Origin of the sequence: Rhodococcus sp. NPDC060176 (assembly GCF_042728675.1) — a bacterium.
In the GTDB taxonomy this organism is placed as follows: Bacteria; Actinomycetota; Actinomycetes; order Mycobacteriales; family Mycobacteriaceae; genus Rhodococcus_F.
Map to the genome: position 1 here is coordinate 758,325 of NZ_JBHWYS010000002.1, position 22,436 is coordinate 780,760.

A 22,436-nucleotide genomic window follows, 5' to 3' on the forward strand; every position below is an offset into this window, starting at 1 on the left:
TCAGACCTGGAGCGTCTCAGTTCTCGGCGGCCAACTGGCCACAGGCTGCGGCAATTTCCTGGCCGCGCGTATCGCGCACCGTGCACGAGACGCCTTGGGCGATGACCCGACGCACGAACTCACGCTCGACGTCCTTCGGGCTCGCGTCCCACTCACTGCCCGGAGTCGGGTTGAGCGGAATAAGGTTGACGTGCACCAACCCGCCGAGCGCCTTCTTCAGCTTCTTGCCCAGCATGTCCGCACGCCACGGCTGATCGTTGACGTTCTTGATCATCGCGTACTCGATGGACACACGGCGGCCGGTCTTGTCTGCGTAGTATCGCGCGGCTTGGAGCACCTCCGATACTGACCAACGGTTGTTGACCGGCACTAGCGTGTCGCGCAGTTCGTCGTCCGGCGTATGCAGGGATACCGCCAGCGTGACGCTCAGGCCTTCGTCGGCGAGCTTGCGGATCGCGGGAGCGAGGCCGACGGTCGAGACCGTGACCGACCGCTGGGACAGGCCGAGTCCGTCCGGTGCGGGCGAGGTGATGCGTCGAACCGCCGCCACCACACGCTTGTAGTTCGCCAACGGCTCGCCCATGCCCATGAACACGACATTCGACAAGCGGCCGGGGCCGCCGGCTATTTCACCGTCGCGCATGGCTGCTGCCGCCTCGCGAACCTGATCCACGATCTCGGCAGTCGAAAGGTTGCGGTCGAGGCCGCCCTGACCCGTCGCACAGAACGGGCAGGCCATTCCGCAGCCTGCCTGACTCGAGATGCAGAGTGTCGCCCGATCGGGATAGCGCATCAGGACGCTCTCGAGCAGCGTTCCGTCATGTGCCTTCCACAGGGTTTTGCGTGTGTCGCCCGAATCGCACGCGAGATGCTTGATCGGCGTCAACAAAGTCGGGAAGAGCGAATCCCCCACCTTTTCGCGTACCGATGCGGGGAGGTCGGTCATCTTTTCCGGATCTGCTTCGAGCCGAGCGTAGTACTGACGCGCCAGCTGATCGGCCCGGAAAGCGGGAAGGCCGAGCTCTTTCACCGCTTCTTTGCGCTCGGCGGAATCGAGATCGGCGAGGTGCCGTGGAGGCATTCCGCGCTTGGGTGCAGTGAAAACGAGGGGAAGAGAGGCAGCCATAGTTACACCATTGTCCCATTGTTTTGGGGTGCTACCCCACTGCCACCCGATTGTGGCCGGATTACCCGTGCAACTTCGCGCAGGTTGCGTGATGATCATGTCATGTCAACCACACCAGAGGATCCGTCGAACTCCCCCGTGTACGGCCCCGCCGACGGTTTCGGTCCCGACCCGGAACTTCCGAAGGTGGGCGAGGACAAGGCAGTCGAAAAACACGATCCCGAACCGAACCCGACGCCTGAACCGACGCCGACCGGAACCGCGGTTACCGACCGGACCAGGGCTGCGACGACGTGGGTTGGCCTGGTCATCGGCGCAATCGTGCTGATCATGCTGCTGGTGTTCATCTTGCAGAACCTCGAGAGCGTCTCCGTCAAGATCCTGGCCTGGCAAATCGACTTTCCGCTCGGAATCACGATCCTGCTTTCCGCGATCGCGGGCGCATTGATCATGGCGTTGGCAGGCGGGGTTCGCATCATTCAGATCCGGCGCGCAGCCAAGCGGCAGATGTGACTGAAATCTAGTTACGCAATTGGGTCTACCCGCGGGTAAGCAGGCATCATTGTTGTCGTGGAAATCACCCGAAAGGCCCTGATGTGACTACTCACATGGAGAGACCTGTGACCTCGCGTATTGCCCCGCAACAGGCAAGATCCTGGCTCCTCGTCCCCGCATCCAAACCGGACACTTTTGACGCCGCTCTCGCGAGCGCCGCCGACGCCGTCATTCTCGATCTCGAGGATGCCGTCACCGCGCCCAACAAGCCGGCCGCTCGGCGCGATGTCGTCGCATTCCTGAGCGAACATAATCACGCTTGGGTTCGGATCAACGACGCAACGACACCGTTCTGGGAAGAGGATCTCGCCGTACTTGCGGGCCTCCCCGGACTCGAGGGTGTCATGCTCGCGAAGACCGAAAGCGGCCAGCAGGCCGACGCCACCGCCGAGCGACTTCCCGAGGGCACCAAGATTCTTGCCCTCGTCGAATCTGCGGTGGGACTCGAAGCTGCTCCCGAGATTGCACGCACCGACGGAATCTTCCGTCTTGCATTCGGCAGCGGAGACTTTCGTCGCGATACCGGGATGGACGACTCGCCCACCTCGATGTCGTACCCGCGCTCGCGACTGACAATCGCCAGTCGCGCCGCTCGTATCGCTCCGCCGATCGACGGCCCCACGCTAGGCCCCGACCTGGATTTGCTCGCCCGAGACTGCGCGATCACCTTGTCGCTCGGCATGGCCGGCAAGCTCTGCATGACCACCGCGCAGACGGCTCCCGTCAACGCCGGCCTGAGCCCCTCCGTTGCCGACGCCATCTGGGCACAGAACGTCATCGACGATCTCGGCGAAGATGGCTCACGCGTACGCGACGGCAGTGACCTGCCCAAGCTCGCCAAGGCAAAGAAGATCCACAAGCTCGCCACTCTGTTCCACATCCACACCAATCACTAATCACCTTTACTACTGAATCGGTCCAGAAAACGTCAGGCGCTCACGTCGGAGCGCCTGACGTTCGTCCGTTCGAGCCCGGTCACGAAAGTTCGAGTGACCGCGGTTTGAATCGAACATGGATCCGGTATCGCACCGCAAAGGCCAATCCCGTCACTTGCGAGAACGCACGCTCGGCGGTCTTCTCGGTGAACTCGATCCCGAGTACTCGCCGCAAGTCGTCGCGATTCTCGAACTCCCACCGGGCGTCGACACGGGTGAGAGAGAATCCCTGAGCCTCGAAAAACGCTTCGACGGCCGCGGGATCGTATTTGGGCAGATCCGCCCTCATCCACTCTCCGTACGGGCCGGAGCTCACGTCCAGGTCCACGATCAGCAGGGCTCTCCCAGGCCTCAGGATGCGCATCGCCTCACGAATTCCCGGGCCGCAGCCTTTGCCGAAAAAGTACGCCGTTCGGGCATGAACGAGATCGACGGAAGCATCGACCAGACCCGTGGACTCTGCGGAACCCTGGACCACGTCGATCGACGCCGAATCACGGGTTCGTTCTCGCGCGGCCTTCACCAGCGGCGCGTGCGGCTCCACTCCGACAACACGACGCGCGGTACGAGCGAACTCCGGTAGGTGAAACCCCGCGCCGCAGCCGACGTCGACGACGTCGAGTCCAGACCAGTCGACCTGGGCTCGCATCGCGGCCCAGATGGAACCGTCGACGTCCTGCGCACGGTTCTCGACCTCGTAGACGTCCGGCCAGTGCCAGATGTTGGGACTGGGGATGGGCTTGGATCGGCCCGAGAAGAAATCACGCACGAGAAATCAGACGAGTGCGTACAGAATCAGCCAGGTGACAAATGCCGACGGCAGAAGCGAATCGAGGCGATCCATGATTCCGCCGTGGCCGGGAAGCAAAGTTCCCATGTCCTTGATGCCGAGTTCACGCTTGATCTGCGATTCGATCAGGTCACCGACCGTCGCGACGACCACCAGCACCACGCCGAGCAGGACGCCGATCATCGAGTTCGCGTCGAGGATCAGGGTCACCGAAAGCAGGCTGCCGATGACGCAGAAAATGAGGGAGCCGACGAATCCCTCCCAGGACTTCTTCGGGCTCACCGCCGGGACCATCGGGTGCTTTCCGAACAGGACTCCCGCGGCATAACCGCCGACGTCGGAACACACGACGCCGATCATCAGGACAAAGACACGACCCGGGCCGTCGTCTTCGAGCACCATCAATGCACCGAAGGACGCCAACAGCGGGATCCACGCCAGAACGAACACCGTGATGGAAGTGTCTCTCAGGAAGTTCTTCGGAGTCGCCTTGAGCCCGTGGTCGAACAACCGCCACACCATGCACACCAGGACAGTCGCGGTGAATCCGCTGAGCACTCCGACCGGTCCCCACGGCCAGCCGAGCCAGATCGTGGCTTGCCCTCCGACGAGCAGCGGAATTCGCGGCACCTCGATGTCGGCTTCACGAAGCCGCGTGGTGACCTCCCACGTCGCGATGAACATCGCGATCGCGACTACAGCGATCCACCCCGGAGGCAGAAAGATCAAAGTGCCGATGACCAGGGCGCCGAGACCGGCTCCGACGCCGATGGCGGCAGGTAGGTTCCTGCCTGCCTTCGACTTCGGCGGTTGCGCGCCCTCAGCGCCGCCCGTAGGCCCGTCCGTGACGGGACCACCGGCGGTTCCCTCTTGTGCGTGCACCCAGACTCCCTGATCTACTCCCGACGACAAACACTGCAAACGAGGAGGCTATACCTCCATCAACTCTGCTTCCTTGTGCTTGACGAGTTCCTCGACCGTGTGCACGTACTTCGCCGTGGTCTTGTCGAGTTCTTTCTCTGCGCGACCGACCTCGTCCTCGCCGGCTTCGCCGTCCTTCTGGATCCGGCCGAGTTCGTCCATCGCCTTGCGGCGGATGTTGCGCAGCGTGACCTTCGAGTCCTCGCCCTTGGACTTGGCCTGCTTCACCAGTTCACGACGACGCTCTTCCGTGAGCTGCGGAACCGAGATACGGATGATGCTGCCGTCGTTGGACGGGTTGACTCCGAGATCCGAGTTGCGGATCGCCGTCTCGATCGCGTTGAGCTGCGAAGCCTCGTAGGGCTTGACGATGACCATGCGCGCCTCGGGGACGTTGATGCTCGCGAGCTGCGTGATCGGTGTGATCGATCCGTAGTAGTCGATCACGATGCGCGAGAACATACCGGGGTTGGCGCGTCCGGTACGAACCGAGCCGAGATCGTCCTTGGCTACCGTGACAGCCTTTTCCATCTTCTCTTCTGCCTCGAAGAGCGCTTCATCGATCACGGCTGTTCCTCCATGTTGTTCTGCATCATTTTTCGGGGTTCACTCACGACTTGATCAGGGTGCCGATCTTCTCACCGGACACCGCGCGAGCGATGTTTCCTTCGGTGAGGAGGTTGAACACCATCATCGGCATCGAGTTGTCCATGCACAGGCTGAACGCCGTTGCGTCCGCGACCTTGAGTTCACGCTCGATGACCTCGCGGTGCGTGATCTGTTCGTACATCGTCGCGTCCGGGTCGATACGCGGGTCGGCCGAGTAGACGCCGTCGACAGCCTTGGCCATCAGCACTACCTCGGCACCGATCTCCAGCGCGCGCTGCGCAGCAGTGGTGTCGGTGGAGAAGTACGGCATACCCATCCCGGCGCCGAAGATGACCACACGCCCCTTCTCGAGATGCCTACGTGCGCGAAGGGGAAGGTACGGCTCGGCGACCTGTCCCATGGTGATGGCAGTCTGCACACGAGAATCGACGCCGGCCTTCTCCAGGAAATCCTGCAGAGCGAGGCAGTTCATGACGGTGCCGAGCATGCCCATGTAGTCGGAGCGCGCGCGATCGAGGCCACGCTGCTGCAGTTCCGCTCCGCGGAAGAAGTTTCCGCCGCCGATGACCACTGCAACCTGTACGCCTGATCGAACGACCTCTGCGATCTGCTCAGCCACCTTGGTGACCACGTCGGGATCGAGACCGACTTTGCCGCCTCCGAACATTTCGCCGCCGAGTTTGAGCAGGACCCGCTTGAATCCTGGACGTTCGTTGGCAGGTTCGGACATTGTTCTCCTCAGTTCGATACAAGACCCTGTAGGTCCTTCGTTCTTCTTCTGTCACCGAATCGGCGACGGTGACACAGAAAGCCCTCGGGACTAGTCCCAAGGCACTCCCATCCTGCCTCATCGGAGGCCCCAGGTACACGTAGACCCCGCCGGTAGAGCAATGCTCTTCTGGCGGGGTCCATGTGTACGGGCTCCGATTAAGCGGAGGCGCCGACCTCGAAACGCACGAAGCGCTTGATGGTCACGCCGGCGTCGTCGAGGATCGCCTTGACGGTCTTCTTGGAGTCCTGAACCGAAGACTGCTCGGTCAGCACGACGTCCTTGAAGTAGCCGTTGACGCGGCCTTCGATGATCTTCGGCAGAGCCTGCTCGGGCTTGCCCTCCGCGCGAGCGGTCTCTTCGGCGATGTGGCGCTCGGAAGCGACGATCTCCGCGGGGACCTCGTCACGCGTGACGTACTTGGCCTTGAGTGCAGCGACCTGCATTGCAGCTGCGCGAGCAGCCTCGGCTGCGGCATCGCCTTCACCGGTGTACTCGACGAGCACGCCGACGGCGGGCGGCAAGTCGGCACTGCGCTTGTGCAGGTACACGGCAACGGGGCCGTCGAAGGAAGCGACGCGGCTCAGCTCGAGCTTCTCGCCGATCTTCGCGGACTGCTCCTGGATGACGGTGTCGATGGTCTTGCCGTCGAGCTCGAGCGCCTTGAGTGCGTCGAGGTCGGCGGGCTTGCCAGCGGCAGCGACGGTCACGATGGCGTCGGCCAGCTTGATGAACTCGTCGTTCTTGGCGACGAAGTCGGTCTCGCAGTTGATCTCGATCATGACGCCGTCCTTGGCGACGACGAGACCCTCAGCGGTGGTGCGCTCTGCGCGCTTTCCGACATCCTTCGCGCCCTTGATGCGCAGCTGCTCGACGGCCTTGTCGAAATCGCCGTCTGCATCTGCGAGTGCGTTCTTACATGCCATCATTCCGGAGCCGGTGAGCTCACGGAGCCGCTTGACGTCAGCGGCGGTGTAGTTCGCCATGATTAGCGAGCCTCCTCATGTGTCTGTTTCGGACCTAGGACTAACGGTGAGCACGGCCTAACGGTGAAACGGCCCTGACCAAAAGAACTCTTGGTCAGGGCCGGTTTCAACGAATCAGGCCTCGGTGGCCGGTGCCTCTGCGGCGGGGGCTGCCTCAGCCTCTGCAGCCGGAGCTGCCTCAGCCTCTGCAGCGGGAGCTGCCTCAGCCTCTGCGGCCGGAGCTGCCTGCGAGAGCAGTTCCTGCTCCCACTCGGCGAGGGGCTCGCCTGCGCCGGCTTCGGGCTTCGCGTCCTTGTCGGCGCTCAGTCCTGCACGTGCCTGCACTCCCTCGGCAACCGCGGAAGCGACAACCTTGGTCAGCAGTGCTGCGGAGCGGATGGCGTCGTCGTTGCCCGGGATCGGGTAGTCGACGAGGTCGGGGTCGCAGTTGGTGTCCAGGATCGCGATGACCGGGATGTTCAGCTTGCGAGCCTCGGCAACTGCCAGGTGCTCCTTGTTGGTGTCGACGATCCACACCGCGGAAGGAACCTTGGCCATGTCGCGGATACCACCGAGGGTGCGATCCAGCTTGGTCATCTCACGCGTGAGCATGAGGATTTCCTTCTTGGTGCGACCTTCGAATCCACCGGTCTGCTCCATTGCCTCGAGCTCCTTGAGGCGAAGCAGACGCTTGTGGACGGTGGTGAAGTTGGTGAGCATGCCGCCGAGCCAACGCTGGTTGACGTAGGGCATTCCGACGCGAGTCGCTTCGGAAGCGATGGACTCCTGCGCCTGCTTCTTGGTGCCGACGAAGAGAACGGTGCCGCCGTGGGCAACGGTCTCCTTGACGAACTCGTACGCCTTGTCGATGTACGTCAGCGTCTGCTGGAGGTCGATGATGTAGATGCCGTTGCGGTCGGTCAAGATGAATCGCTTCATCTTCGGGTTCCAGCGACGGGTCTGATGTCCGAAGTGGGTTCCACTATCGAGCATCTGCTTCATGGTTACGACAGCCATGGCTGTGTACCTCAAACTTTCAATCCGGTTGATGCAGGCGATCGGGTGATCCCTGCCCTGGCACCCGCACGGCCGTCGGACCTGTTTCGTGAGAACCAGGACCAGCCGAGGCCGGAAAACGTGCGCGGGCGCGCGAAGTCGGACTGTGCGAGCACAGACCGCTCGACAAGTGTACGTCCTCGTCCCCCGATGCCATAACCACCCCGGAAGCAACAGACCGAACCGGCGGTTGTGGATCGGCGGCAATCCTGTGGATTACCCGTCTGATCTGCATTGAAGCGAGCGTCACTCCACGGAAGATCAAGCAATGACGATGTTGAGCGGAGCCCGAAAAGGAGTGGTCGGCGCTGTGATTTTCTGCTGTGTCGCCGTAAGCACGGCGTCGGCAGAGGCGCGTTTCGACTGGCCGCTCACTCCCCTGCCGCGCGTGGAACGCGCTTTCGACAAACCGGCCCAGAACTGGCTGCCTGGTCATCGCGGCGTCGATCTGGGCGGCAGTGCCGGCCAATCCGTCCTCGCGGCCGGCGACGGCATTGTGGCGTTCGCGGGAGTCGTCGCGGGAAAGCCGACGGTGTCGATTGATCACGACGGCGGCCTACGTACTACCTACGAACCCGTCGCGGCCGAAATTCGGGCAGGTGAACGCATCGCAACCGGGGCGGTGATCGGAACCCTCGAACCCGGGCACGACGGGTGCGTCGTCGCCGCGTGTTTGCACTGGGGCCTGCGCAGAGGGCGCGAGTATCTCGATCCACTCGGACTGGTTCGGTCGCGACCGCTCAGACTCAAGCCACTGACCGGGGGTTGAGACCGATGGGGTTGAGTCAGTGCCACTCGGAGACGGCGTGCCGACCCACGGCGTCCGCGAAATCGTCGGCAACCATCGCTGCCAGTTCCATGAATGCTCGCCTGGTGGCCGGTCGCATCAACTCGAGATCCATGACCGATCCCTCCGCGAGATGCTCGTCGAAAGGAATGACCTCGACGGCGCGGCATCGACGCATGAAGTAGTCCACCAACGCATCCATGTCGATCACGCTCGACCCTGGTCGGGCGGCGCTGATCACGACGACGGTCCGTTCGACCAGATGACCGTATCCATGCAACTGAAGCCAATCGAGCGTTGCCGCTGCGCTTCGCGCTCCGTCGATTGCCGGAGAACTGACGAGAACCAACGAATTGGCAAGATCGAGAACGCCGTTCATCGCCGAGTGCATGATCCCGGTACCACAATCGGTGAGGATGATGTTGTAGTAGACCTGCAAGATGTCGATGACCTGGCGATAGTCGGCCTCGCTGAACGCCTCCGAAATCGCCGGATCCTGCTCACTGGCCAGGACCTCGAGACGACTCGGCGACTGAGATGTGTGCGCGCGTACGTCCGAATAGCTCTTTATGTCCGGCCTCGCGGCGATCAGATCGCGCACTGTCGAATTTGTCTGCAGCGGAACACGTTGCGCCAAGGTTCCGAAGTCGGGATTGGCGTCGACCGCCACGACGCAGTCGCCACGCAGCGAAGCAAACGTCGCACCGAGTCCGACCGTCACGGTCGTCTTGCCGACGCCACCCTTGAGCGAGAGCAACGCTATTCGGTAGTCGTTGCGTATCGGCTGCTCGATTCTGGCGGCCAGTGCGCGGTTGCGCTGTTCGTTGGTCGAATCCCCCAGATTGACCACGCCCCCGGTCGCACGATGCAATCCTCTTCGCCAGCCGCCCCGCGGTGTCCGTTTAGGGCGTTTCAGTAAAGCTTCGGCAACCAGGTCCTGGTTGGTCACCTGCTGCTGGCTCGACGGCGGCGGCGGCGCGGCCCAGGCCTCTTGCGGTCGTGCCGCCGGCTCCGGCGTCGACACCGGCACGGGAGCCGGTTGCGGCGCTTCGGACAGCCAGGCCGGTTGGCCACTGTTCGGCGGGTGCTTCACATCTTGGCGGTTCACGAATCCCCCGGATATCGCATGTAATCGAGTGTCTTGACACGACGATCGAACTTTGCCGATTGTTCACTCTTCTGACCTGCGACGCTACCAAATACCCGCCGAGAACTCGCGTCGCTTCACAATCTAGGCGCGCGGATGGGCCTGATCGTGGACGGATCGAAGCCGTTCGACCGATACATGCGTGTACAGCTGAGTGGTCGCCAGACTCGCGTGCCCGAGAAGTTCTTGCACCACACGAAGGTCTGCACCGCCTTCGAGCAAATGTGTCGCAGCCGAGTGCCGGAGCCCGTGCGGCCCCATGTCGGGGGCCCCTGGGATTGCAGCCATGGTTTCGTGGACCACCGAACGCGCCTGACGCTGATCGAGTCGGCCGCCTCGGACGCCGAGGAGCAATGCCCGCCCAGACCGATCCGAAGTCAGTGCGGGTCTTCCGTGCTCCAGCCACCCGTTCAGTGCCGATTCTGCCGGCAGGCCGTAGGGCACCGATCGCTCCTTGTTTCCCTTGCCGAGCACACGCAGCAGGCGTCGATCGGCGTCGACCGACTCGACGTCCAGTCCACACAACTCGCCGACGCGAATTCCGGTGGAGTACAACAACTCCACGATTAGCCGGTCCCGCAGGGCGAGCGGCTCTTGTTGCTGCGCACCACTTTCCGCAGCATCCATTGCATCGAGGGCCTGGCTCTGACGCAGCACCGTCGGCAATGTGCGGCGAGCAGGTGGAGCCGCCAGACGAGTACCGGGGTCGACGGGAATGCGTCCTGTCTGCGCGAGCCACGCCGTGAAACCGCGCGCCGACGACGCCCGTCGAGCGACCGTCGTCCGGGCCGTTCCCACGGCATTCTGGGCAGCCAACCACGAGCGCATGACTCCTAAGTCGAGGCCATCGAGATCTGCAGTCGCCGAACCCGCAGCGAAATGGGTCAGCAATGCCCGCGCGTCACCGACGTAGGCACGGATCGTGTGTTCCGACCGCCCTCGGCTCAGTCGGAGGTGCTCGGCATACGCATCGAGGTGCCCACTCAAGCTCGCCGGCAATGCGTCAGTCATGAACACACGCTCGCGCGCCGCGATTGAAACTGCAAGCTGCCTCGCCGATAGGGTTGATCGGTGAATCGAGCAATTCCTCTGAAGATGTTGTGTGTGCTGGCACTGATTTCCGCAATCGCTCCACTGTCCATCGACATGTACCTGCCCGGCCTACCTTTGATGGCGGATGCACTCGAGACTACTGCGGCCAGCGTTCAGCTGACACTGACCACCTTCATGGCCGGACTCGGGATCGGCCAGCTGATCATCGGTCCGATCTCCGACGGACTGGGGAGACGGCGAATACTGCTGTCCGCGACGATCATCACAGCGCTGAGCGGTGCGGCGTGCGCGGTGGCGCCCAACATCGAGTTTCTCATCGGCGCCCGGCTCGTCCAGGGATTGAGTGGAGGCGCTGCCATCGTCTTGGCCCGTGCTTGTATTGCCGACCGGGCGCGCGGCGACGACGCAGCGAAGCTCTTCAGCATCATGATGATCATCGGCGGTGTCGCCCCCGTGGTCGCGCCATTGATCGGCGGCGCACTCCTCGGCCCCGTCGGATGGCGCGGAATCTTCTGGGTCCTGGCGGTCGCGGGCGCTGTGATGGTGGCTGGTGTCGTTTTGCTTGTTCCCGAGACACTTCCGCCCGAGCGACGCCACGGCGGCGGATTGAAGGCACTGATCTCGAATCTGCGATACGTGGTCCGCAATCGGCACTACCTCGGATATGCACTCGCATTCGTCTTCGGATTCGGCGCCTTGTTCGCGTACATCTCCGCGTCACCGTTCGTCGTTCAGAACGTTCTCGGGATGAGTCCGTCACAATTCTCGATCGTGTTCGCAGTGAACGCCACCGGAATGGTCACGGCAGCGATGATCACCACTCGCCTGCTCGGTCGCGTCGGAGCTCGCACGCTACTCCGTTTCGGGGTGTGCCTGCTCCTCATGGGCGGCGCCGTATTGTTCTGTACCAGCGTGGTTTTCAGTTCCACGAACACGTGGCTGATCTTGGTCCCGCTGTTCGTGGCGATTTCGAGCATCGGGTTCATCATGGGCAATGCAACCGCTCTCGCCCAAGGAGAGGTCACCAACGCGGCCGGAACTGGTTCAGCCCTGATGGGAGCGGGCCAGTTCGGCTTGGCAGCGCTGGTTTCGCCGTTGGTGGGAATTGCGGGAGAAGACACTGCCGTGCCGATGGCAATCGCAATTCCCACCTTCGGAGTTCTCGCGGCCGTTGCGCTCGTGTTGCTGACTCGCGGCAAGGCCACCGCGAGTTAGTTTTCGGCCGCGGCGAGTTCGGACTTCCAGACCCGGAAGCCTTCTTCGGTGCGACCACGACGCCAGTATCCGGAAATAGAAGCGGCCGACGCCGGGACGTTTCGTTCCTTGCGAATGTACGGCCGGAGGTTATGCATGACGGCTTGCGCTTCACCGTGAATGAATACGTGCGGTTCGCCCGGTAGCCACTCGAGCGCCTTGACCGCGGCGACGACTGGCGCGTTGTCGCCCGCCGCCTCTTCACCCACCGCGTCGGATGACGCTCCGCGATGTAGCCAGGTCACCGCGATACCTTCTGGGGCATCGAGTGCGATTTCGTCCTCTGGTCCACCGACTTCGACAACGGCGTAGCCGACCGCATTCGGCGCCAATCGCGCTATCGACGCCGAAATAGCGGGTATTGCGGTCTCGTCTCCGACGAAGAGATACCAATCAGCGGTTGGTGACGGCGAAAACGCGCCACCGGGTCCACGCAAGGTAATCTCCGCGCCCGGCTGAACTGACGCGGCCCACGGACCTGCAACACCCATGTCACCGTGGACGACAAAATCGATTGCAATCTCTTTGGCATCGAGATCGTACGAACGAATCGTGTAGGTACGCAGTACCGGCTGATCAGGCGTGCCGAATTCGATCTTTACATAGGAATCACTGTATTCGCTGGGAGTGAACGACTCGAAGCCCGATCCCCCGAGAAACACTCGCACCATATGGGGAGTCAATTGTTCGGTCCGCAGAACCGTCAATGCAGTTGTCGGCTTGGCCACAGAAAGATCCTTCCGAAAGTTAGTGTTACCTAACTAAGGTACACGACAATTGCAGTGCACGGGCAAAATGCCTCCGCGGTGAATCCGTCCAGCGCGCGGACAGATCAGGGTAAGCAACGAAATAAACCGACCACTCTGCCCGGTAAATGTGATGGCAGCCAAATTATCGGCTCACGAACCAGCGGATGATCAGGCAAGACATCACTATCGGAGAAATTAGCAAAGCAACAGTAAAATACGCTTCCGGGTCACAATACGCCTCTGGCTCCTGACGAGGTTCGCCAGGAGCCAGAGGAGGTATTTAATTCAGCCTAGTGTGCAGCATCGAAAGCGTCGATGATTTCCGCTTTGATACGCCCACGCGGAGCAACTTCGTAACCGTTCTTACCCGCCCAGTCGCGAATGGCCTGGAGCGTCTCCTTGGAGCGTCCGGAACCCGACGTGGCCTGCGGAGATGCAGCCTGAGCCTTCTTACCGCGTTTTCCGCTCACCTTCGCAGCTGCCTCGACGAACGGCTTCACCGCAGCGTCGAACTTCTCCGCATTGGTGGCGCGCAGATCGATCACGTAATCCGTTCCCTGGTAAGAGAACTCAATTCGATCACCGAATCCATCGTCAATCGGCTTACCGTCAAGGTCGTCGATGAGTTGCCGAATCAGCTTCTCAGCCATTGCACTCCTCTTTCAATGATCGATTCAATTCTCCTTCACAATACACAGATAGAGCGTTGATGAACAAAAGAAGTCCGAAAACCTCTGCCATTTCCGAACAGACTCAATGGTCCGAATTAGCAGCGGGTTAACGACATACCAATCAATACCCGCCTTCACTGTGATCCAGACTAATCAGACGTCTAAGCACATTGACCTGAGACTTTCCTGAGGCCCGTTGAAATTCACCGCCAGGTCTGGATAGCAGGGGCGAGAATAACGCTGCACACAGCCGAGCAAGTTCACGAAAAACAGCCCTGACGTGCAATTACCAGCACCGCGAGGGTATTCACGTTTCGCAGTCGCAGGAACAGTTAGTGAGCATCGCCACCTGCCCACAGGAAGAGCAGAATGAAGTTCTCGCGCTACCGCGTCCGAAACCAACCACTCGAATCAGAACTCGCAAACCCCTCGAGTTCGAGCAGAGGAAGAGTTGCACGAACCTGAGCTATGAGCAATCCCGATTCCTCGGACAACTCACGGGTACTACGGGAACCTGTTCCCGGCAAAGCTTCGTACACCAATCGAGAATTGCCTCGCAATGCGTCGATGTCACGCGTCGCGGCGACATCCTCCGCGGAATCACCGACACCGAACGGACCCGACGCCTCGACTACGTCCACGGCATTGGAGACGAGGTGCGCTTCACCTTCGCGGATCATCCGGTGACATCCGGTCGACGATGCCGAGGTAACCGGTCCGGGCACCGCCATCACGGGGCGGCCTAACTTCCGAGCCCAATTGGCAGTATTGCGTGCCCCGCTGCGCCAGCCCGCCTCGACGACCACTACGCCGTCCGACAATGCAGCAACCAGTCGATTCCTTGCCAGAAATCGGAACTTTGCAGGTGTTGTGCCCGGTGGATATTCACTTATCACTGCACCCGAACTCGCTATCTGTTTGAGTAGTCGCGCATGCCCTGACGGATAGGCACGATCCACGCCACAGGCCAAGACAGCCATTGTGGTTCCCCCTACGCCCAATGCAGCGCGGTGCGCGGCCCCGTCGATACCGAAGGCCGCCCCGGAAATCACGGTCCATCCGTCGACAGCCAGGTCACCGGCAATCTCTGCCGTCACGTGTTCGCCGTACGCAGTCGAGGCCCGCGTGCCGACAATCCCAACCGATCTCTCGGTCAGATCTACCAGATCCCCAGACCCCAACACCCACAACACAAATGGCGCGATCTCGCCGGCGGCGGCATCGAGTCCGTCGAAGGAGAGCATTCGCCACGCCGGCCAATCGGCGCAGTTCGGTGTTACGAGTCTGCCTCCCATCGCCGCCATCAGGTCGAGGTCTCGCTGGGCTGTGTCGATGTGAGCGCGCGCTCGCGTCTTCTCCTCGATCGCGGGTGGCAGATCGCCGGTGCGGACCGCCCTCGCAGTTTCTTCGATCCCGAGCTCGTCGATCAACATGGACATGTACGCGCTGGGCCCTTGCACGACGCGGGACAGATATGCCCAAGCGAGTAGTCGTGGATCGTGTGCAGTCATTGGAATCCTCTGTCTCGGAAGTCGAGTGCAGTGACAACTTGATCTGGTCCGGGCATCGTCTCACCTGCCAAGTCGGCGACGCTCCAGGCAACGCCAAGAGCAACTAGATAGCGGAATAAGGCCCCGGCTACCGAGTAACACCGCAGTATCACGGGAGTAACACCGAACACGACGGACAAGGCCCGATATGGTCTGCCAATGTCCAACACTGAGAACAACCAAACAGCTGCCACATTCCAAGTACCGACGTATGCGGTGTATCGCCTCCCCAGCGACGAACATGCGATCAACGAACCGGACGAACTCAGCGTCGAAATCTCGATCTTGAGCGAGAAAACACGGAACCGGGCGATTGAGATTCGGCTACAAAACGAACGCCTCCTGAACACAGCCGTGGACTCGACGAGTACCGGTTTGTACGGCATGAACGCGTCCATGTACCCCGAGGAGGCACGCCGCCTGGCCAAGGTCTTGAATGATGCCGCCGACGAGGTTGATGCCGCGTTCGGTGAATCTGACACGCTCTTTTCCCGCTAGCCAAACCGGATGACCCCGGTCGACGATTTCGCGTCGGCACTAGCTGTCGCACCCCTGCCGTAACCTTCCGACTGTCCCGTTCCACCACTCTAGGAGCTTCCACATGGCAGGCATCGTCTACGGCCCTGACAACAAAAGTTACTCGTTCCAGGACGCCGCGTACGCGTCCGTCACCGACGGCCATCTGCACGTTTACCAGGACGGGAACCCTGTTCCCCAGAACGTCCTGGCCGTATTTGCGCCGGGAAAATGGTTTCGGTTTACTCATGACGAGGCCGCAGTCCTGACTCAGGGCAACACCAGTATCACCCTGAAAGCAAGTGTCGCGTCGGCAAACTGACTCCCGACATACACCACCGCCCCGGCCCTCGTGTGAGGGTCGGGGCGGTGGTCGTTTAACGGGTTACGCGGCGGTGGCCAGCTTGACCACACCGAGGGGCGTGGTGAGGGCAACGCCGAACCGACCCTCGACGCGCATCATGATTTCGTTGGTCGTGAACCCCGAGAACCGGTTCCACTCCACGCCGATCTGGCCGTCACCGACGAACTCGACCGCCGAGGTATCCATCAGAATGCCCGTCTTGGCAGGCAGGATATTCGACACCACCGTCGGCACGCCCCACACGAGACGCTTGGCGCGGTCCACCGGCAAGTTGGCGGGGCCGAGGTCGAACGCACCGTCACCGGCGCGGCGTGTGAGTTCGAGCTTTTCCCAGTCGGCGGGCGACAACACGAGGGCCGTGGCCTCGTGTCCTAGAACCTCAAGGGCGGTGATGCCCTTGCGGATCGTCGTCAACAGGTCGGTGGCCCACGCCTGCAACTGGACACCCGAGACGTTGAGGATGCCCTTGATGTTGTCGACCTTCGGCGGGCCTGCGGACACCGCGCCGTCGCCGGTAAGAATCGCCTTCTCGACGCCGAGGTTGAGACCTCGAATCATGCGGTTCTGTAGGTACTCCGAGAGCACACCGAAATCCTCAAGGATGTACTTGTCGATTGGTTCCGACAGGTGCGCCACAACCCGTAGGCGGTCCTCGACGCGCTCGTCGCGGTAGACGCTCGTCGGCTTGACCTCACCGACGGGCACCACGGCGGCGTTGTCGGTGCGCTCTACCTCACGCAGGTAGGACCAATACGGTGCCACCGTGCGCATTGGCAACAGGTCGAGAATCGACGTGGGCAACTCGGGCCGCTCGAAAACACCGACCAGCGGGATAGTCCCGACGGCGGTCCCGTCGGGCACCACGGCCTTTCCCAGCGGATCGGGGCCAGCCATGGCCTTGGCCAAGGGTGCCACCGCCGCCTTGCGGCCCTGCGCAGTCGACAGGCCGAGGAATTTGACGCCCCCGGTGCCGCCGCCCCAAGTGCCACCGCCTCGACTGGGTTCGAGGCCCGCCATTTTGCGCATGACGCCAGCCGACGCGTCGGCCTTTTCGATCTTGGCGTCGAGAACCTTGAGCTGATCGGCGGCGGACTTGACTGCCTCGACCGCCTCGGCGTCAGGTTCGTCGAGGGCCTTGATTTCGGTAAGCACCTTCTGGCCCTCGGCAACGAGGGTTGCGCGCCGTTCAACAAGGGTGACGCCCGCCGAGTCCTCGTCGACGGCCTTGATTGCGGTGCGGAGTGCATTGAGCTTGATTTTCATGGGTGTCCTTAGGACTCACGGCGACAACGGATTGCGTTGCGCCACATGGATTGTGTGAGTTCCTACGGCCCGCGTTCCGAATGGCAACCCGCCACATTGGTGGCCGATCACGGTTCGGCTATCGCACGATAGGGCACTGACTTCCACGGCCCGCCTATGCCGCCGGTGAACCCGGCAACCGTTGCGTCTGGCGTCATTCAATGCGAGACCGACACTAGACGACTATTCCCCCAGAGTCCAACCGTTCACGTTGCACCACAACGATTCTCAGGGGTAGCACTACCCCTGAGAATCACCTCAGTAGCGCTTTAAGTCCACAACCTGTCGTCCCAACCCACTGCGGCCTCACGGGTCATCATGTGATGCGCGGCGTCGTAAAAGACATCACTCTCACGGATCGGGACCGATACCAGTTCCTGGCCGGTCGAGGGGTCCAACTCGACGCCGGTCTCGGCGTCGTCGACCACTGCCTCGTTATCGCTCGTCGTCATCCTCGTCCTCGTCATCCTCGGTGGGTTCCGGTGGCATCGCATCCTCGGGTGAGTCGGCGTCGAAATCCCACCCGTCGGGTAGGGGCGGTTTGGCGGCCACGACGGATTCACGAGGGGCCACACCGAACAGGTCTTTGTGATAGGACGCGCATATCCGCTTGGCGCGGTCCTCCCCCACGTGTTTACCCAATGCAATGGTGCATCGTTGGTGGTCACCGGCGTACCCCCACGCCACTTTCGCGCCACCCTTGCCGAGGGTCCAATACATGCGCAGGTCGAACGCCTCGGGGTCGCGTGGGCCGTCACCCTTGAAGTTGACGAGGCCGAGAGCGGCGGTATCGAAGTGGGCGGCCAAGGCGTCAAGTTCGGCGGTCATCGTGGACCACTCGCAAACGGGTTGTTGGCATCCCCGGTCGGCGCGTCGGTTGCCGTGGCCCGTGCCGCCGCCGTCTCGCTCGTGGGCGTGATACCGAACGCCGTGGCCTGTAGACGATGCTCGACCAGGAACGCCTTGTAGAGCTTGACCTCGGGCCGCTCGACGTACTTGGTCGTGGTTGCCCCGGCGGCGTCACGCACCGTCGTGCGTTGCTTGAAACCGTTCTTGCGCAGATACTTTCGGAGGCGCACGAGTTCGGACCACGTTTCGCACAGGTTGACCAATGCGGCCCTATCGGCGGGCTTGAGCCACGTCCTGATACCGCTACCGTCGACGAGGCGGTCCCATTCCTGCGCCGCCTCGGCGGTGAGGTCGGCGGGCTTGTCGGGCACTCCACGTCCGATACCGGATTGAATCACCTTGCGCCCGCCGGAATCTCGGCCAGGGGCACGCCCGTTCAACAGTTTGAGATTTGCGGGTTGCGGGGTGGGCATCGGTGACACCTCTCGTGGAATGGAACGCCGGGGCCGGATCTCCACAAACCCGGCCCCGGCGCAAGGCCGAACTCTCAAGGAACACCCGTCACCCTACCTCGTTCATCCACCCTTGTGAATAACCATGCACTCGGGTGGCACGCGGTGTCACTCAGTGTCACAGGTTAGGGTGCCCTACTAAAGGGGTCTAGACCGCCAATGCCCCGATAGGGACCGCCGACACCGGCCCGAGGGGGTGGACACCCCGCCTCACGTGGGCATTCCCGGCCCTGAGAGCCACGCTCACAGCCGTTTGGCCAGCTTGAGCGTGCACCTAAGGTCGGAAGGAGGGGGGTGGATTTTCAACTGAGGGGCCTGAAATTCCGACCCCCTACCCCTCGGTGTCGAGAATGACCTCGATAGCGGTGGCGACACCGCGTGTCACGCTCAAAGTTGGCACGCAGTGCCACGCATAAACCGTTGCATAATATGCACTCGGTTATGCAACGTTCTCAGGGGCCGATGCCTCGACGGCCAGGGCCTCGACGCCGTTGGCACTGTACCGCTCAAGGATTGCCGCCGAGGCCGCCGCCCGCCTTGCCAACCGGGCGGCTACCACCGTGTGCTTTGTCCGACAGTCCTCGTCGACGTAGGCCGAACCCCGCAACCGTGCGCGTCGGCGGCGGTCCTGTAGTGCATCCTCGACCAACTGAAACCACGGATCGGCCATCGTGGCCTTCCTGGCCGCCGCTATGCGCCGTTGCCGGTCGCTGCTATGCGCCATTGGCCAGGGCCTCGGCTTGTACCTGTTCGGCATACGATGCCAGGGCGTCGAGGTTGCCCGTTGCCACGAACATGTTCCCGAGTTCGTAGGCCAGGGCCATGATGAGGTCACTGAAACCGTCCTCGTGTTGCCCGACCTGTTGCACGAGTAGGTCCATCTCACCCTGGCTGTTGCGCGTGGTGATGAGTGCGGCGCGTGCGGCCCAAGCGCGGTGTTGTGCGGGTGGTGTTCTCATCGGTCATGCCTTTCGTCGGTGGTGTGTTGCTGGCTTGCCGTGGCCTCGTGGGCGTCGAGCTTGTCGGTCGTGGGTTCGTGGTGGGTCGGCGTTAGGCCACCGCCCACACGGACAATCTGGGGCCGTTGCCGCCTCGACCGGATAACGCGGACTGTCATTGGTGGGCCTCGTCTCTCGGTAGTAACGCGTTGCCCGTTGTGGTTGTTGACCGGTGCCATGGCCGGTGCCCCGTCGGCGGTTGTTGGCCGGTGCCCCTCGGTGGCGATCGAGGAATCGGCCCCGTCCTCGGTATCTGTTTCTCGAATCGAAAACACCGAATGCCCCATTGCCCGCCCCCTATAGAAAGGGGGCGCGGGCACTTTTGGCGGGCATTGCTTGCGGGCACAAGCGGGCAACTTGCGGGCACTGGCCCTGGCCTGCGCAAACACCCCAACCGGTAAATGCCTGCGGGCACAAGCGGGCACACCTTGCGGGCAACCCATGCGGGCACCCAAGCGGGCACCCTCGACCTGGCCGTTTTCACAGCTCACCGAGTTCGAGTTCGGCGGCGTATGCGTCGGTGATCTTGTACTTGGCAACGGGGTAGCCGGTTGCGGGACTGTCCTGCATTTCGAGGCGGTTCGCCCCCTCAAGCGTCGACCAGGCTTGCGGGAACCGGCGACCGACGGCCCGACTGTCCCCGACGATCTTGAGGTCGTTGTCGGCCTGCATGGCCGCCCTGGCCTCGGCTTTGGTACACCCGGTGGTGCCGTGGTTGAACGCCTCGAAAATGGCCCGCGCCAACCGTTCGTGGATCGGTGACGACGCGTTGACCCGTTCCGGTGCCGGTAGGTCGAGGGGGTCGACACCGAGGTCTGCGGTGTCGAGGACTATCGAGGTGGTGCCCTCGACGGCCACGGCGTGCAACTCGACGGGTTCCGGTTCGTCGATGTCCTTTTGCTTCTCGGTCTTGAGCTTTACCGTGCCTTTCTTGCCGGGTGTCATTACCAGCTCGGTCTGTACGCCGCCCTCGATAGCGGTGGACCCACGCCCGTGGTCGGTGCCACGAGTGGTGTGGTGGACCAGCAGGACGCAGGCCCCGGTGATCCTGCGCAGGGCGTCGAGGTTATTGACGAGGATTCCCATTTCCGTGGAACTGTTTTCCTCGTGACCGGGCGTGTAGCGGGCCTGTGTGTCGATGACGATCAACGAGGGGTTGCGACGCTGCAACATGCGGGCCAGCGCCACCCACTCGGCCGCGTCGGTCTGCGGTGCCGCCAGGTCCACAATGCCGTCGAACACCTCGACCTCGGCGGGGTTGCCCTCGTAGCGGTGCCGTTCCCACGCGGTGAGGCGGGCGTCGATACCGCGCACGCCCTCACCCACGAGGTAGACGACGCCGCCCTGTGTCACGCCCTGGCCGTGCCACGGCGTGCCTGTGACCACCGAGGCCGCCCAATCGAGGGCCAGGAACGACTTGTAGCAACCGGGCGGGCCGATAAGGCGGGCCACGGTGTCGAGGTACAGGAACCCGTCGACCAACGGTTCGAGGGCGGGCATGGCACGCAGGTCGGCGCGGCTACGGAACGACGCCCCGACTTTCTTCTCGGCGGCGGTGCGGGCGGCGGCCAGCTTGTCGGCACCCTTTTGGTTCACCAACCGGGCCACGAAGTCGTCGACCGACTCTGTAACCGGTGACGATTGCACGGTAACGCGGGAAGCGTGTTCCGGCCCTTGCGATTTCGTTGCCTTGCGCGGCACCGGTCCTTGTACGTCCTCGGGTAGGAACGTGGGCCGTTCCACCTCACCCCTCATCCACCGCAGGGCGCGCCGTTGCTGGCGGTTGTCGAGGGCTTGGAACCACGCGGGTTCGTAGGTGTCGGTCATGATGCGGCCTCGGTAATCGGGTCGTGGTAGTCGATGACATAGCGGACAATTTCGAGTTGCCGGGTGAACACGGCCTCGGCGTCACCGAGGCTGGTACCGAGGTGCCGCCGATGTTGGATCCACCAATGGTGGACGCGGGCCAGGGCGGCGTTATCGGCCTCAACTTGTTCGAGGGCCACGATGAGTTCACCAACGTCGGCCCCCTCGGCGGCGGGGGCCACCGAGGCCGCAAACGACACCGTGGGGGCCTCGGCACCGTTGTCGAAATGGTCTTGCCACTGCGCCACGGTTCCAGCCCGCAACTCGAACGCGGGGCGTTCGACCGGCGGCGCGGTACGCAATGCACGTAGGGCGCCGATCATGGCGAACACGGCGGCGTCCACACGCTCTGAACGGGTACTATCGGTCTCAGTCATTTTTCCCCTTGATATGTGCAGTGCGAAAACCTCGGCGGGCGTGCCGGGGTTTTTCGCGTTTCTGTGCAGCGGGGTCGCCTGGCGGGGTTGGCGGTTAGAGAGTGCGGCGCGCATTACGCGCCAATTCAAGGACGTAACCAAGCATGGTGCCGTACACGGCAACCATGAGGGCGGTCATGCGGCGCAACCAATGGCGTTGCGCGGCAGTGATTTCGCGGTTCCCATGACGGCGCGTAGGCGGTCACGTTGGGCCGGGGTGAGTGGCGGGGCCTTGTCGACGACGGCGCGCACCACCTTGGGGTCAATCACGACGCGTCACCCGTCGGGATGAGCAGAGCGTCGACGGCGGCAATGTCGATGCGCAGGCCATGGCCCGCCAAACGGAACGCGGGCAGCTTGCCGTTACGTACCCACCGACGGATCGTCGAGTCGTCGACTCCGATCCGGTCGGCAGCCTCGACAGATGTAATAAGTTTGCGGTCCATGCGGGTGCTCCCGATACAGGTGTGGTCTCTGTACCGAGCACCCGCCGGAGCGCCCCACAGGCGGGCTTACCGGACCCTCACCGAAACGAGGGCACCCCTTGCCAGGCGGCAGGAAGTCGTGATGTACCTCGGGGTCGACTGCGTTTCCAGGTGCGGCATGACCGCTTTTGGTGAACCTGTACTCCCGTGCCTACGACATCGCGTGCGTCAGGTGACTGAGAACGTCACCG

Annotated in this window: 28 protein-coding genes and 1 pseudogene; 6 read left to right on the plus strand and 23 right to left on the minus strand. The window is 62.5% G+C overall.

Features of this window, described 5'->3' with window-relative positions:
* Positions 1–16: 16 nt before the first annotated feature.
* Entirely contained in the window at positions 17–1,126 is a 1,110-nt protein-coding gene (gene rlmN, locus ACFWEM_RS11865; RefSeq protein WP_378533727.1) for a 23S rRNA (adenine(2503)-C(2))-methyltransferase RlmN, read from the minus strand.
* 102 nt (positions 1,127–1,228) lie between these two features.
* Here rlmN and ACFWEM_RS11870 point away from each other — a divergent pair, with 102 nt between their 5' ends.
* Both ACFWEM_RS11870 and ACFWEM_RS11875 read left to right on the plus strand, forming a co-directional pair.
* Positions 1,229–1,639 carry a lipopolysaccharide assembly LapA domain-containing protein gene (locus ACFWEM_RS11870; RefSeq protein ID WP_378533729.1) on the plus strand — a complete coding sequence of 137 codons (411 nt, stop codon included), beginning with the start codon at positions 1,229–1,231 and terminating at the stop codon, positions 1,637–1,639.
* 95 nt (positions 1,640–1,734) lie between these two features.
* A complete protein-coding gene (locus tag ACFWEM_RS11875) occupies positions 1,735–2,577 on the plus strand; it encodes an HpcH/HpaI aldolase/citrate lyase family protein (protein ID WP_378534542.1) in 843 nt (280 codons plus the stop codon).
* A gap of 79 nt (positions 2,578–2,656) precedes the next feature.
* On the opposite strand, the gene ACFWEM_RS11880 is transcribed toward ACFWEM_RS11875, so the two are convergent.
* The 6 genes from ACFWEM_RS11880 to rpsB form a co-directional block, all read right to left on the minus strand.
* Entirely contained in the window at positions 2,657–3,385 is a 729-nt protein-coding gene (locus tag ACFWEM_RS11880) for a class I SAM-dependent methyltransferase (protein WP_378533731.1), read from the minus strand.
* A 6-nt stretch (positions 3,386–3,391) separates the two neighbouring features.
* A complete protein-coding gene (locus tag ACFWEM_RS11885; RefSeq protein ID WP_283303770.1) occupies positions 3,392–4,288 on the minus strand; it encodes a phosphatidate cytidylyltransferase in 897 nt (298 codons plus the stop codon).
* Between the two features lie 48 nt (positions 4,289–4,336).
* On the minus strand, positions 4,337–4,894 hold the full coding sequence (frr, locus tag ACFWEM_RS11890; protein WP_003942777.1) for a ribosome recycling factor: 558 nt from the start codon (positions 4,892–4,894) through the stop codon (positions 4,337–4,339).
* A 43-nt stretch (positions 4,895–4,937) separates the two neighbouring features.
* On the minus strand, positions 4,938–5,666 hold the full coding sequence (pyrH, locus tag ACFWEM_RS11895; RefSeq protein ID WP_019747988.1) for a UMP kinase: 729 nt from the start codon (positions 5,664–5,666) through the stop codon (positions 4,938–4,940).
* A gap of 197 nt (positions 5,667–5,863) precedes the next feature.
* Positions 5,864–6,691: a translation elongation factor Ts gene (gene tsf, locus ACFWEM_RS11900; protein ID WP_378533733.1), complete on the minus strand. Its 828-nt coding sequence runs from the start codon at positions 6,689–6,691 to the stop codon at positions 5,864–5,866.
* A 114-nt stretch (positions 6,692–6,805) separates the two neighbouring features.
* Positions 6,806–7,687 (minus strand): 30S ribosomal protein S2, encoded by an 882-nt coding sequence (gene rpsB, locus ACFWEM_RS11905; protein ID WP_113682954.1) that lies wholly within the window; start codon positions 7,685–7,687, stop codon positions 6,806–6,808.
* A 307-nt stretch (positions 7,688–7,994) separates the two neighbouring features.
* Here rpsB and ACFWEM_RS11910 point away from each other — a divergent pair, with 307 nt between their 5' ends.
* Positions 7,995–8,495: a M23 family metallopeptidase gene (locus tag ACFWEM_RS11910; protein WP_378533735.1), complete on the plus strand. Its 501-nt coding sequence runs from the start codon at positions 7,995–7,997 to the stop codon at positions 8,493–8,495.
* A gap of 16 nt (positions 8,496–8,511) precedes the next feature.
* Here ACFWEM_RS11910 and ACFWEM_RS11915 read toward each other — a convergent pair whose 3' ends face one another.
* Complete coding sequence (locus tag ACFWEM_RS11915; RefSeq protein WP_378533737.1) at positions 8,512–9,621, minus strand: AAA family ATPase; 1,110 nt, start codon at positions 9,619–9,621, stop codon at positions 8,512–8,514.
* A gap of 123 nt (positions 9,622–9,744) precedes the next feature.
* Complete coding sequence (locus ACFWEM_RS11920) at positions 9,745–10,671, minus strand: tyrosine recombinase XerC (RefSeq protein ID WP_378533739.1); 927 nt, start codon at positions 10,669–10,671, stop codon at positions 9,745–9,747.
* 84 nt (positions 10,672–10,755) lie between these two features.
* Between ACFWEM_RS11920 and ACFWEM_RS11925 the strand changes: the two genes are divergently transcribed.
* Positions 10,756–11,928, plus strand: a complete 1,173-nt coding sequence (locus tag ACFWEM_RS11925; RefSeq protein ID WP_378534544.1) for a multidrug effflux MFS transporter — start codon at positions 10,756–10,758, stop codon at positions 11,926–11,928.
* On the opposite strand, the gene ACFWEM_RS11930 is transcribed toward ACFWEM_RS11925, so the two are convergent.
* From ACFWEM_RS11930 to ACFWEM_RS11945, 4 genes and pseudogenes are all read right to left on the minus strand, one after another.
* Complete coding sequence (locus ACFWEM_RS11930) at positions 11,925–12,695, minus strand: siderophore-interacting protein (protein ID WP_378533741.1); 771 nt, start codon at positions 12,693–12,695, stop codon at positions 11,925–11,927. The genes ACFWEM_RS11925 and ACFWEM_RS11930 overlap by 4 nt on opposite strands.
* 311 nt (positions 12,696–13,006) lie before the next feature.
* A complete protein-coding gene (locus ACFWEM_RS11935) occupies positions 13,007–13,366 on the minus strand; it encodes an Lsr2 family protein (protein ID WP_003942721.1) in 360 nt (119 codons plus the stop codon).
* A gap of 404 nt (positions 13,367–13,770) precedes the next feature.
* Complete coding sequence (dprA, locus tag ACFWEM_RS11940) at positions 13,771–14,898, minus strand: DNA-processing protein DprA (RefSeq protein WP_378533743.1); 1,128 nt, start codon at positions 14,896–14,898, stop codon at positions 13,771–13,773.
* A pseudogene (locus ACFWEM_RS11945) lies at positions 14,895–14,996 on the minus strand (hypothetical protein); the annotation flags it as partial. The gene dprA and the pseudogene ACFWEM_RS11945, both read right to left, overlap by 4 nt.
* Positions 14,997–15,096: 100 nt before the next feature.
* On the opposite strand from ACFWEM_RS11945, the gene ACFWEM_RS11950 reads away from it, so the two are divergent.
* Both ACFWEM_RS11950 and ACFWEM_RS11955 read left to right on the plus strand, forming a co-directional pair.
* Positions 15,097–15,435, plus strand: coding sequence for a hypothetical protein (locus ACFWEM_RS11950; protein ID WP_378533745.1), 339 nt, complete (start codon positions 15,097–15,099; stop codon positions 15,433–15,435).
* A gap of 103 nt (positions 15,436–15,538) precedes the next feature.
* A complete protein-coding gene (locus tag ACFWEM_RS11955) occupies positions 15,539–15,775 on the plus strand; it encodes a hypothetical protein (protein ID WP_378533747.1) in 237 nt (78 codons plus the stop codon).
* A 63-nt stretch (positions 15,776–15,838) separates the two neighbouring features.
* Here the strand turns inward: ACFWEM_RS11955 and ACFWEM_RS11960 are convergent, their stop codons facing one another.
* From ACFWEM_RS11960 to ACFWEM_RS12005, 10 genes are all read right to left on the minus strand, one after another.
* Positions 15,839–17,080 carry a phage major capsid protein gene (locus ACFWEM_RS11960; protein WP_378533749.1) on the minus strand — a complete coding sequence of 414 codons (1,242 nt, stop codon included), beginning with the start codon at positions 17,078–17,080 and terminating at the stop codon, positions 15,839–15,841.
* 308 nt (positions 17,081–17,388) lie between these two features.
* Complete coding sequence (locus tag ACFWEM_RS11965) at positions 17,389–17,571, minus strand: hypothetical protein (RefSeq protein ID WP_378533751.1); 183 nt, start codon at positions 17,569–17,571, stop codon at positions 17,389–17,391.
* Positions 17,555–17,947 carry a hypothetical protein gene (locus ACFWEM_RS11970; RefSeq protein ID WP_378533753.1) on the minus strand — a complete coding sequence of 131 codons (393 nt, stop codon included), beginning with the start codon at positions 17,945–17,947 and terminating at the stop codon, positions 17,555–17,557. The genes ACFWEM_RS11965 and ACFWEM_RS11970 overlap by 17 nt, the downstream gene beginning before the upstream one ends.
* Positions 17,944–18,441 (minus strand): P27 family phage terminase small subunit, encoded by a 498-nt coding sequence (locus ACFWEM_RS11975; RefSeq protein WP_378533755.1) that lies wholly within the window; start codon positions 18,439–18,441, stop codon positions 17,944–17,946. The genes ACFWEM_RS11970 and ACFWEM_RS11975 overlap by 4 nt, the downstream gene beginning before the upstream one ends.
* Positions 18,442–18,919: 478 nt before the next feature.
* Positions 18,920–19,204, minus strand: coding sequence for a hypothetical protein (locus tag ACFWEM_RS11980; RefSeq protein ID WP_378533757.1), 285 nt, complete (start codon positions 19,202–19,204; stop codon positions 18,920–18,922).
* Entirely contained in the window at positions 19,194–19,439 is a 246-nt protein-coding gene (locus ACFWEM_RS11985; RefSeq protein ID WP_378533759.1) for a hypothetical protein, read from the minus strand. Before ACFWEM_RS11985 ends, ACFWEM_RS11980 begins: the two co-directional genes overlap by 11 nt.
* Positions 19,440–19,958: 519 nt before the next feature.
* Positions 19,959–21,305, minus strand: coding sequence for an AAA family ATPase (locus tag ACFWEM_RS11990; protein WP_378533761.1), 1,347 nt, complete (start codon positions 21,303–21,305; stop codon positions 19,959–19,961).
* Entirely contained in the window at positions 21,302–21,721 is a 420-nt protein-coding gene (locus tag ACFWEM_RS11995) for a hypothetical protein (RefSeq protein ID WP_378533763.1), read from the minus strand. Before ACFWEM_RS11995 ends, ACFWEM_RS11990 begins: the two co-directional genes overlap by 4 nt.
* Positions 21,722–21,895: 174 nt before the next feature.
* Entirely contained in the window at positions 21,896–22,030 is a 135-nt protein-coding gene (locus ACFWEM_RS12000; RefSeq protein ID WP_378533765.1) for a hypothetical protein, read from the minus strand.
* Positions 22,027–22,206, minus strand: coding sequence for an excisionase family DNA-binding protein (locus ACFWEM_RS12005; RefSeq protein WP_378533767.1), 180 nt, complete (start codon positions 22,204–22,206; stop codon positions 22,027–22,029). Before ACFWEM_RS12005 ends, ACFWEM_RS12000 begins: the two co-directional genes overlap by 4 nt.
* Positions 22,207–22,436: the final 230 nt, after the last annotated feature.

What these genes read in the sequence shown, in the direction of transcription:
- ACFWEM_RS11970 (WP_378533753.1), bottom strand. Translation starts at nt 17,947, where the DNA reads ATGACCGCCGAACTTGACGCCTTGGCCGCCCACTTCGATACCGCCGCT.
- ACFWEM_RS11910 (WP_378533735.1), top strand. Translation starts at nt 7,995, where the DNA reads ATGACGATGTTGAGCGGAGCCCGAAAAGGAGTGGTCGGCGCTGTGATT.
- ACFWEM_RS11995 (WP_378533763.1), bottom strand. Translation starts at nt 21,721, where the DNA reads ATGACTGAGACCGATAGTACCCGTTCAGAGCGTGTGGACGCCGCCGTG.
- ACFWEM_RS11955 (WP_378533747.1), top strand. Translation starts at nt 15,539, where the DNA reads ATGGCAGGCATCGTCTACGGCCCTGACAACAAAAGTTACTCGTTCCAG.
- ACFWEM_RS11975 (WP_378533755.1), bottom strand. Translation starts at nt 18,441, where the DNA reads ATGCCCACCCCGCAACCCGCAAATCTCAAACTGTTGAACGGGCGTGCC.
- ACFWEM_RS11875 (WP_378534542.1), top strand. Translation starts at nt 1,735, where the DNA reads ATGGAGAGACCTGTGACCTCGCGTATTGCCCCGCAACAGGCAAGATCC.
- ACFWEM_RS11960 (WP_378533749.1), bottom strand. Translation starts at nt 17,080, where the DNA reads ATGAAAATCAAGCTCAATGCACTCCGCACCGCAATCAAGGCCGTCGAC.
- ACFWEM_RS11990 (WP_378533761.1), bottom strand. Translation starts at nt 21,305, where the DNA reads ATGACCGACACCTACGAACCCGCGTGGTTCCAAGCCCTCGACAACCGC.
- rpsB (WP_113682954.1), bottom strand. Translation starts at nt 7,687, where the DNA reads ATGGCTGTCGTAACCATGAAGCAGATGCTCGATAGTGGAACCCACTTC.
- ACFWEM_RS11950 (WP_378533745.1), top strand. Translation starts at nt 15,097, where the DNA reads ATGTCCAACACTGAGAACAACCAAACAGCTGCCACATTCCAAGTACCG.
- ACFWEM_RS11870 (WP_378533729.1), top strand. Translation starts at nt 1,229, where the DNA reads ATGTCAACCACACCAGAGGATCCGTCGAACTCCCCCGTGTACGGCCCC.
- ACFWEM_RS12005 (WP_378533767.1), bottom strand. Translation starts at nt 22,206, where the DNA reads ATGGACCGCAAACTTATTACATCTGTCGAGGCTGCCGACCGGATCGGA.
- tsf (WP_378533733.1), bottom strand. Translation starts at nt 6,691, where the DNA reads ATGGCGAACTACACCGCCGCTGACGTCAAGCGGCTCCGTGAGCTCACC.
- pyrH (WP_019747988.1), bottom strand. Translation starts at nt 5,666, where the DNA reads ATGTCCGAACCTGCCAACGAACGTCCAGGATTCAAGCGGGTCCTGCTC.
- ACFWEM_RS11985 (WP_378533759.1), bottom strand. Translation starts at nt 19,439, where the DNA reads ATGAGAACACCACCCGCACAACACCGCGCTTGGGCCGCACGCGCCGCA.
- dprA (WP_378533743.1), bottom strand. Translation starts at nt 14,898, where the DNA reads ATGACTGCACACGATCCACGACTACTCGCTTGGGCATATCTGTCCCGC.
- ACFWEM_RS11965 (WP_378533751.1), bottom strand. Translation starts at nt 17,571, where the DNA reads ATGACGACGAGCGATAACGAGGCAGTGGTCGACGACGCCGAGACCGGC.
- ACFWEM_RS11980 (WP_378533757.1), bottom strand. Translation starts at nt 19,204, where the DNA reads ATGGCGCATAGCAGCGACCGGCAACGGCGCATAGCGGCGGCCAGGAAG.
- ACFWEM_RS11925 (WP_378534544.1), top strand. Translation starts at nt 10,756, where the DNA reads ATGTTGTGTGTGCTGGCACTGATTTCCGCAATCGCTCCACTGTCCATC.
- ACFWEM_RS11920 (WP_378533739.1), bottom strand. Translation starts at nt 10,671, where the DNA reads ATGACTGACGCATTGCCGGCGAGCTTGAGTGGGCACCTCGATGCGTAT.
- ACFWEM_RS11935 (WP_003942721.1), bottom strand. Translation starts at nt 13,366, where the DNA reads ATGGCTGAGAAGCTGATTCGGCAACTCATCGACGACCTTGACGGTAAG.
- rlmN (WP_378533727.1), bottom strand. Translation starts at nt 1,126, where the DNA reads ATGGCTGCCTCTCTTCCCCTCGTTTTCACTGCACCCAAGCGCGGAATG.